The 8,634-nt window shown below is 48.5% G+C and carries 9 protein-coding genes and 2 pseudogenes; 5 read left to right on the top strand and 6 right to left on the bottom strand.

Annotation, left to right across the window (positions count from 1 at the left end):
• The 5 genes and pseudogenes from LKD37_RS11895 to LKD37_RS11875 form a co-directional block, all read left to right on the top strand.
• Nucleotides 1-282 (top strand): annotated as a pseudogene (locus LKD37_RS11895) (hypothetical protein); the annotation flags it as partial.
• The gene (locus tag LKD37_RS11890) at nucleotides 279-683 is read left to right on the top strand and encodes a hypothetical protein (RefSeq protein WP_302929410.1); all 405 of its coding nucleotides are present in this window, start codon (nucleotides 279-281) and stop codon (nucleotides 681-683) included. The pseudogene LKD37_RS11895 and the gene LKD37_RS11890, both read left to right, overlap by 4 nt.
• Nucleotides 684-718: 35 nt before the next feature.
• A complete protein-coding gene (locus LKD37_RS11885) occupies nucleotides 719-925 on the top strand; it encodes a toprim domain-containing protein (RefSeq protein ID WP_302929409.1) in 207 nt (68 codons plus the stop codon).
• Nucleotide 926: 1 nt separating this feature from the next.
• Nucleotides 927-2,747 (top strand): annotated as a pseudogene (locus LKD37_RS11880) (type IV secretory system conjugative DNA transfer family protein).
• A complete protein-coding gene (locus LKD37_RS11875; RefSeq protein ID WP_302929408.1) occupies nucleotides 2,744-3,001 on the top strand; it encodes a helix-turn-helix domain-containing protein in 258 nt (85 codons plus the stop codon). The pseudogene LKD37_RS11880 and the gene LKD37_RS11875 overlap by 4 nt, the downstream one beginning before the upstream one ends.
• A gap of 171 nt (nucleotides 3,002-3,172) precedes the next feature.
• Here the strand turns inward: LKD37_RS11875 and LKD37_RS11870 are convergent, their stop codons facing one another.
• The 6 genes from LKD37_RS11870 to LKD37_RS11845 form a co-directional block, all read right to left on the bottom strand.
• Nucleotides 3,173-3,484: a hypothetical protein gene (locus LKD37_RS11870; RefSeq protein WP_287900577.1), complete on the bottom strand. Its 312-nt coding sequence runs from the start codon at nucleotides 3,482-3,484 to the stop codon at nucleotides 3,173-3,175.
• Nucleotides 3,485-3,557: 73 nt separating this feature from the next.
• On the bottom strand, nucleotides 3,558-5,183 hold the full coding sequence (locus tag LKD37_RS11865) for an ABC transporter substrate-binding protein (RefSeq protein ID WP_302929407.1): 1,626 nt from the start codon (nucleotides 5,181-5,183) through the stop codon (nucleotides 3,558-3,560).
• 68 nt (nucleotides 5,184-5,251) lie between these two features.
• Nucleotides 5,252-6,019, bottom strand: a complete 768-nt coding sequence (locus LKD37_RS11860; RefSeq protein ID WP_098924535.1) for an ABC transporter ATP-binding protein — start codon at nucleotides 6,017-6,019, stop codon at nucleotides 5,252-5,254.
• Complete coding sequence (locus LKD37_RS11855) at nucleotides 6,016-6,819, bottom strand: ABC transporter ATP-binding protein (RefSeq protein ID WP_302929406.1); 804 nt, start codon at nucleotides 6,817-6,819, stop codon at nucleotides 6,016-6,018. Before LKD37_RS11855 ends, LKD37_RS11860 begins: the two co-directional genes overlap by 4 nt.
• On the bottom strand, nucleotides 6,816-7,640 hold the full coding sequence (locus tag LKD37_RS11850; protein WP_105205055.1) for an ABC transporter permease: 825 nt from the start codon (nucleotides 7,638-7,640) through the stop codon (nucleotides 6,816-6,818). The genes LKD37_RS11855 and LKD37_RS11850 overlap by 4 nt, the downstream gene beginning before the upstream one ends.
• Nucleotides 7,630-8,571 carry an ABC transporter permease gene (locus LKD37_RS11845; RefSeq protein ID WP_009321742.1) on the bottom strand — a complete coding sequence of 314 codons (942 nt, stop codon included), beginning with the start codon at nucleotides 8,569-8,571 and terminating at the stop codon, nucleotides 7,630-7,632. Before LKD37_RS11845 ends, LKD37_RS11850 begins: the two co-directional genes overlap by 11 nt.
• Nucleotides 8,572-8,634 lie beyond the last annotated feature (63 nt).

The following is an 8,634-nucleotide window of genomic DNA, read 5'->3' as shown; positions in this document are numbered from 1 at the left end:
CTCACGGCATACGAGAGCCTTTGGCGCAGGATGGTCTGGAAATGCGGGAACGACGGTTTTGACTTTCAAAGCGTCCGTCTCGGAGGAATCAAGCCGGATCTATACAGCGTCTACCAGGCGGCGAAGGCCATTGCGATCGGCTGCTGCAATATTACGCTTGCGGACCTTGCGTCTCCGGAACTGGTCACAGATGAGGCGTTCCACCTGATCACTGGCGCACTACTGATGGCCAAATACGGAGATGCGGTTTTGAATTTGGAAAAAGGAGTGAATGAAACATGATGATTCAAGCGGTTCTCAGTAACCCCAGCCACCCGGAATACGGCGTGGCGACCATCCCGTTCCCCATCCCCCGCGACCAGTACGCGCACTGCATGGAGCTGCTGGAGGCGTTGGAGATCGGCGACGCGGTCAAGGCGGACTGCAAGGTGGAGGAAGTTGATAGCTTCTACACCGTCCTCAAGCGCACGGAAATGCTCACGGTCAATGTGGAGGAGCTGAATTACCTCGCCAAACGGCTGGACAGCTTCGACACCGGCGAAGCCGCGCAGTTTCAGGCGATGGCGCACAGGCTGGAGCTTTTTGAGCTGAAGAATCTCATCAACCTGACCTTCTGCTGCCAGCAGGCCACAGTCATTACCGACTTTTCCGACCTCGCCGCCATCGGCCGCGACCATTTGTAGCCTGTTGCGGCACATCCATTCAGCCGGTATTGCAGATGTTGGAACAAGTGCCGCAGCTCGATACCATTCTGCTCTGTCTTGATAATGATGAAGCCGGTCATCAGGCCAGCCGCCGGATGCGGGAGCAGTTGGAAATGCGCTATTCCGTGGAGCGCCTGATCCCGGAAAACAAAGACTGGAATGACGTTCTGCCCCTGAGCGGGGAAAATGCTCAGGGCTTTGCTATGAATGAAATGAGGTGAAATGTTGAACGCAAGTATCTGGATCCTGATCGCAGCGGGAGCAACAATGTTCCTTGTCATCGGTGGGCTGTCCATGATGTCTCATCACTATACCCTTGGCAATATCAAATCCCGCACTGTGGGCGATGGGCAGCACGGTACAGCCAGATGGGCCACCGACAAGGAAATCAAGCAGACCTATGCCCATGTGCCCTTCAAGGTCAGAGAATGGCGCAGAGGGCAGAACCTTCCCACGGAGCAGGGGTTGATTCTCGGCTGTAAGGGGAAAATGTAGGAACTCACCGCACTGGTAGACAGTGATGACATTCACTGCCTTATGATCGGCGCCAGTGGCATTGGCAAGACCGCTTTCTTCCTGTACCCCAATCTGGAATATGCCTGCGCCTCCGGCATGAGCTGGCTGGCGCTGGACAGCAAGGGTGACCTGGCCCGCAATTTCGGTGCGATTGCCAAAAACTGTTACGGCTACAATGTATCTGTTATCGACCTGCGCAATCCCACTCGTTCAGACGGCAACAACCTGCTGACATTGGTCAACCGCTACATGGACATCGCAAGGAAAGATCCCAAAAACTTGGCGGCTCGAGCTAAGGCGGAGAAGTACGCTAAGATTCTCGCCAAAACCATTGTCAACCCCGATGGCGATGACAGCAACCGCGGACAGAATGCCTTTTTCTATGATGCGGCGGAGGGGTTGCTCACTTCGGTCATTCTGATACTGGCGGAGTTTCTGCCGCCGGATAAGGAGCATCCACAGGAGCGCCGGCACATCGTCTCTGTCTTCAAGCTGGTGCAGGATCTGCTGGAACCCAGCAAGGTAAAGGGCAAGAGTCACTTCCAGCTTCTGATGGGCAAGCTGCCGCCTGACCACAAGGCCAGATGGTTTGCGGGTGCTGCACTCAACAGCGCGGAGCAGGCCATGGCCTCTGTCATGTCCACGGTACTTTCTCGTCTCAATGCATTTCCGGACTCGGAACTGGAGCAGGTGCTTTGCTTCGACAGCGCCATCGATGCAGAGAAGTTTGCTTCTGAAAAGTCTGCCATCTTTCTCATTCTTCCGGAGGAGGACACCACCAAAAACTTCATGGCGGGCTTGATGATTCAAAATCTGAGCCGTGAACTGTTTGCTGTGGCGGATGAAAACGGAGGGAAGCTGCAAAACCGTGTGGTACTGTATTGTGATGAGTTCGGCACTATGCCTCCCTTCGATGTCCTTCCGCTGTTCTCAGCCGGCCGTTCCCGCCGCCTGGCGCTGGTGCCGATCATTCAGTCCTTAGCGCAGCTTGAAAAAAACTACGGAAAAGAAGGAAGCGAAATTATTCAGGACAACTGCCAGGACACCATCTTCGGCGGCTTCGCACCCAACAGCCAGACGGCGGAGGTGCTGTCCAAGGCGCTCGGAAACCGCACTGTCCTATCCGGATCGGTGAGCCGTGGGAAAAACGATCCCAGCCAAAGTCTGCAGATGATGGAACGTCCGCTGCTGACGCCAGATGAGCTGAAGTCTATTCCCAAGGGGAATTTTATTGTCCAAAAGACGGGACAGCATCCCATGCGTACCCGCCTGCGGCTTTTTCTGGAATGGGGTATCACCTTCGAGGAGCCTTATATTGTTCCGGAGCGGGTAGATCGTGCGGTAGCTTATGCAAACCGTGAGGATCTGGAGCGAAATCTTCCGCAGTCAAGCAAGGCGGAGAATGCGGATATGCGTGGAGCCTATGCCGTTTCTGGACGCGGCGGCATTGCCCATGAGCCTGCTGTAGATAAGCCTCGGCGCAGGGGCGGAAAGCAAATGAAAACCTATGGCGAGGAGGATCTATGAGTTACTTCGGAACAATTTACGCCGACACCGAACTGCCCTCCAGAGCGAGGGCAGTTTATATGTATCTGCGTGACCGTGCAGACAGCGAGGAAAAATGCTGGCCAGGAATCAAGACGATTGCGTCCGACATGCGCTTGTCCCGCTCCACGGTCAAACGGGCATTGACGGATCTGGAGCAACATGGATACCTGCAAAAGATCCCACGCTACCGTGACAATGGGAGCAGCACATCCAACCTGTATTCCGTGCAGTAAGGCCGCAGAAAAGCGCAGTCCTCCGCCAAGGGAGGACTGCGCCCATTTGCTGGACCCAGGGGAGGTTCATGATGGACCTCCCAGAAGGACTCACTCTATCGGAGATTTAACACAGAGAAAGAAACAAGCGTCACTTCCAGAATTGCTCTAAAACCCTCTATGATATGCAAACTATAAAAGAGCGTATTGGTTATCCGAAGTATAAGTATAACTCTTATTGGATATTCTCAGCATATCGTAATTCTTTGGATTTGCGATGGCATCGTAGCAAAACTCAGCACCCATCATTAGTTGGCGCTGACATTCGCCAATCTCAGGAACCACATCAGCATAGATGCTATTATTTACATAGCACATAGAACATGATATGGGATTTAACTCTACAATGTCTATATACGAATTACCGTTGCTGTCAATAAATTCGCCTAAATCTAATGCGTAGTTAGCTGGGAAAACGCCCAATCTTCTAATGTGATCTACCATATGGCTTTTAGATAGTCTTCTCCTGAAGAATGAAGTCTTTCTTTTGTAACCGCCTCAGCCACACTGCTGGACATTATTTCACATGAACAGATGCAATGTCTACGTAGCTGGCATCTGTGTAGAAGTCATAGCCAGTTATCTTATCAGTATTCCACAGAGCCAGATCGTGAGTGCCGGTTACAGGCACCAGAAGATTCTGATCTGCAATACCATTCAGAATCATTCCATAGATTTCCTGCACACGCTGAGAATCAGAAGTGGAGTCCAATTCTGCGAAAATTTCAGGATTCTCAAAGAAAGCAGAGAACTGGCAGAGGATCGGATCACCCATAGCGCCAGGAGCCATATTGCTCATATCTGTTGCAGGGTCAAAGGAACCGCCAGCAGTATTGTAGAAGGTCAGATCATATTCGCCAGCCATCAAGGCTCCATACCAGGTGTTCATGTCTACTGCATCAATAGTAACATCGAAGCCGAGTTCTTTAAGAGAAGCTGCAATAGAAAGAACTGCATTGTCAACACTTGCAAGGCTCTGAGAATAGTTGAAATGAATGGCGAGAGAAGTTCCGTCCTTCTCCAGGATACCGTCATCATTGGTATCCTCATAGCCGGCTTCCTTCATGAGCTGCTTTGCCTTTTCCATGTCGGTAGGATAGGTCTTAACCTCCACACCGCAGTTGGGCTTTTCATTCGTAAAGAGGGTTTCGGCAGCAGTCTCCAGACCATCGAAAACAGAGGTTTCCAACTCCTGCTGATTAACAGCGTAGGATACTGCTTCCCTTACAAGAGGATCATTAAAGGGAGCCTTATTCAGGTTCATACCCAGATAACGAGTTTGGTTGGTGCTGTCATCCATGGCATGACCGAAAGCGGCATCCTGGGAAATTTCCGTGTAGCCTTCTGCGCTAAGTCTGCTGGAGCCGAGAATTGCATCGATTTCGCCGTTGCGCAGAGCAAGAATTTTTGCAGCATTATCAGGAATCACTTTGACTTTGAACTCGTCCACTTCAGGAGCTTCGCCCCAGTAGTAGGGATTGCGGATAAAGGTATAGGTATCTCCCTCGACCCGGTCAAACATATAGGGACCAGTACCCATAGTTGCACTCACGCAATTCTCGTAAGCCTTTTCTACGCCGCCTTCAAAGGCTGCGGGATTCACAATACCAAGAGGCAGCGCCATGGTCAGATTGTCAAGAGCAGCGTAATAAGGGGTCTTCAAAGTCATTACAAAGGTTTTTTCATCCGGGGTTTCCAGCTTGTCAAACAAAGTAGTGAGCTTACCGAAGGCACCATTCTGGGGACCCAGATTGGTTACTACTGCTTCAAGAGTCATCTTTACTGCCTCGGAAGTCAGAGGAGTACCGTCAGAAAATTTGACACCATCACGCAGATGGAAGGCGTAAGTCTTGCCGTCATCACTGATTTCCCAGGTTTCAGCCAACTCGCCCTGGATCTTCCCGTTATCATCGTAGCTTACCAGAGTGTTGTAAAAATTACGACTCCAGAATCCGGCACCATAAGTGCTGGATACCATAGGCGTGATGACAGGATAGAAGCCTACAGAAAAGTCCCAATTCTCGGTGACAGTGATTGAGACCGGCTCTGCATCGGTTTTCTCGTCAGGGTTCGTGCCGCAAGCAGCCATAGCAAGGCACATCACAAGTGCGAGTCCGAAAGCTAAAAGTTTTTTCAGTTTCATGTACAAAATCTCCTTTATTTATTTTTATATCATGCTTTTCAGCAGGGTATACGTATTTATTGAATGGTTTAACCCAAATATGGAGCAATAGAATGCAGCAGAAGCTTGGTATACGGATGTGTAAAGCAGTCTGTCGAACCGTGAAATGTACGGTCTTCGATAATCTTACCGCAGCGCATCACCATCACACGGTCTGCAAGATATAGCGCAACGTCCAGGTCATGGGTAATGAAAAAGCAAGTCATTTTTCGCTCCTGATGGAGTCGCTTCAGCAAATCAAGAATATGTTTACGAACCAGGACATCCAGCCCACTGACTGCTTCATCAAAAATCAACACATCCGGTTGAGCCGCTAACGCTCTTGCAATACATACACGTTTTTGTTGTCCACCGGATAGCTCATGAGCTTTTCGCAGCTTGATCTCTTCGGGAAGCTCCATCATGGTAAGAAGATCATTGATTTCCCGTTCTTCTTCCTTTTTGCTGAGTTTTCTGAAATTGCGAATTGGCTCTGCAATGATTTGATATACCGTAAAGCGAGGGTCCATTGCTCCCTTGCCATCCTGAAGAATCAGCTGTATTTTAGATCGCAGTACCTGCTTTTGCTTGCCCCGGCAGAGGGAAATGTTTTTTCCTTCAAACAGTACCTCTCCAGAAGATGGAACCAGAAGACCGCACATGAGCTGAGCCAAAGTGCTTTTACCAGATCCGCTTTCTCCTACCAAAGCGCAAAATGAACCATTCTGAATAGTAAAATCTACATGATCAACGGCCAGAAGCTCGTTGCTTGTGCCTTGTTCGTGAAATTCTTTTGATAGGTTGTTGACTTTAATCATGATTCCGCCCCTTTCGTGAAAGCACAGGAAAGGGAGTAAGCTTCAATCAGCGACCTTGTGTAAGGTTCTGTGGTATGATCGAAGACAGATTGAACTTCACCAGATTCTATAATTTTTCCTTCTTTCATCATCAACACGCTTCCACCTAATTGAAGAGCTGTTGCGAAATCATGAGTTACCATAAGAATCCCAACTCCATTTGCTTTCATCTGCGAAAATAAATCTATGATTCCATTTCTGTGAATCACATCCAAAGCAGTTGTCGGCTCATCGGCAAGCACGAATTTTGCATCAAGCATCATAGCCATTGCGATAATGACACGCTGAAGCATTCCTCCGGAAAGCATATGGGGGTATGCTCTGTATACCCTGTCAGGATCATCTAAGCCTACATCATGCAGAAGCCGCAGAATATAGTTGTAACGCTGCTGGCGGGATTTGTCGGAATGAAGCCGTAGCGTTTCATCCATCTGTCTGCCAATACGCATAGAAGGGTCCAATGCAGTCATTGGATTTTGCGGGATATAGACAATCTGGTTTCCGTATATTCCTCGTCTCTGCTTTTCTGACGAATTCAAAAGATCAGTCTCGCCGAAGAAAACGGAACCCGACACCTTAAATTTTTTAGGGTCCAATAAGTTTAGCACCGCACTACAGGTCATTGTTTTGCCGCTGCCTGACTGGCCTAACAAGATCAAAGACTCTCCTTCTTTGATTGCAAAGGATATTTCAGAAACCAAGTTATCCGTGCCTGACCGAAGATTAATGCTTAAATGATCAATCATAAGTGATGGCATCATAGGCTGTCCTCCTCCGGCGTCAGAATATCACGGAGTGCTTCTCCAAATAAATTGAAGCCTGCTGCCGTTACGAAGATGCACAAGCCTGGATAGATTAGCAATTCCGGATGAGAGTAAAGCGCTGTCCTGGCATCATTTAACATGGCACCCCATTCCGGTGTGCCGGAGGGAAGGCCAAGTCCGAGGAAAGCAAAGCTGGAAACCATAATGATGGAAGAAGCGACACCAGTGGAAACATACACAAGAAACTGTGGCAGAATGTTAGGAATCAGATGTCTGAAGACCAGCTTTCCTGTATTGCACCCAGAAATCCGGGCTGCCAGGATATAATCTTTACCCATTTCTTGAACGGAATAAGATCTGACAATACGAACAAACCAAGCCCAGGTCGCTATCACAACAGAAACGGCAATGTTTTGGAGTCCGTTCCCCAGAACTCCTATGACAGCAATAGCAATGATAAGAGAAGGAAAAGCAATAAACACATCACAGAGTATAGTAATGAAATGGTCTGCTTTTTCTCCAGCACAGGCGCTAAAAGTACCGACAATCAGACCAATCACAGACAAAATCAGCAGCACAGGTAAACTGATTCCGATGGAATATCTGGCTCCATACAGCAGCCTTGATAAGGTACACCTGCCCAATTGATCTGTTCCAAGAGGGTATTCTGCGTCAGGCTGAGCATACTTTTGCGATAAATTCACCAATTCAGGGTCGTGAGGCGAAAAAGCAGGTGCTGCAATCGCAATTACAATCACAATAGCAATCAGGCACAGACCGATGATTGCCTGCGGCCTTTTGAGTAGCTTATGTATCATTTTCTTCCCTCACCATCCATGGACAAAGCAGACGGTTAATTATGTCTGCCATGAAATTTGCGACGACAAAAATTGCTGCAATGACGACTATACAGGTAGAAACTGCAATCGTATCTGCTGCAATCACACTGTCCACCAGATAAGTTCCGATTCCCTTGATTGAAAAAACACTTTCGATTACCGCCCCTCCGGCAATTAGAAAGCCGAATTGCTGAAAGAAAATTGTAACAACAGGCGGTAAGGCATTTCGCAGAATGTGGCATACCAGAATTCTGTTGGCAGATAGTCCACGGGCTTTTGCAAACCGAACATAATCAGAAGATAATTCAGCCAGAAGAGAGGAACGCATAATTCGGATGAGTGAACACGAACTGGGAACCGCCAGGGCAAATGAAGGTAGTAAAAAGCCCCTCCAACCTGGACTTGGTAAGACACTGAACCATTTCAGATGAATCGCAAAGAACAGTAGAAGAAGGAATCCCAGCCAGAAAGTTGGCACACAAATACCGCAGATAGTAATGCCTCTGGTAACCTGATCGAAAAGGCGGTTCCGCTTTCTGGCACAGAGCAAACTAATCGGAACGGTGAGCACGATAATCCATAGAATGGCCATCCCTACAAGAGATGTGGTCGTAGCCAGATACTTGTGCAGATCCTTTACAATCGGTTGATGAGTGGTCAAAGAAGTCCCAAGTTCTCCTGTAAACATTCCGGAAAGCCACTGAATATATCGCACAGGGAGAGGTTGATCCAATCCCATTTCCACCCGAATCATCTCAATCTGTTCCGGCGTAGGATTGGATACGCCTCGGTGTGCAATAATTTCTGCAGGATCTTTTCCGGACCAAGCAATCAACAAAAAACTTAGAATGCTGACGCCTACCAGCACAATGAGGAAGCTAATGATCCTTTTTCCAATATATTTCTTCAAATAATGCACCTCCTCACATCAGAAATCAGTTAGACATAGTTAACCAAATGCCTTTATGTTACC

The sequence above is a fragment of the Brotocaccenecus cirricatena genome (assembly GCF_020687045.1).
Taxonomy (GTDB): domain Bacteria; phylum Bacillota; class Clostridia; order Oscillospirales; family Oscillospiraceae; genus Vescimonas; species Vescimonas cirricatena.
The sequence above is the reverse complement of the archived record's forward strand: the minus strand, read 5'-3'. Positions and strand labels throughout refer to the sequence as shown.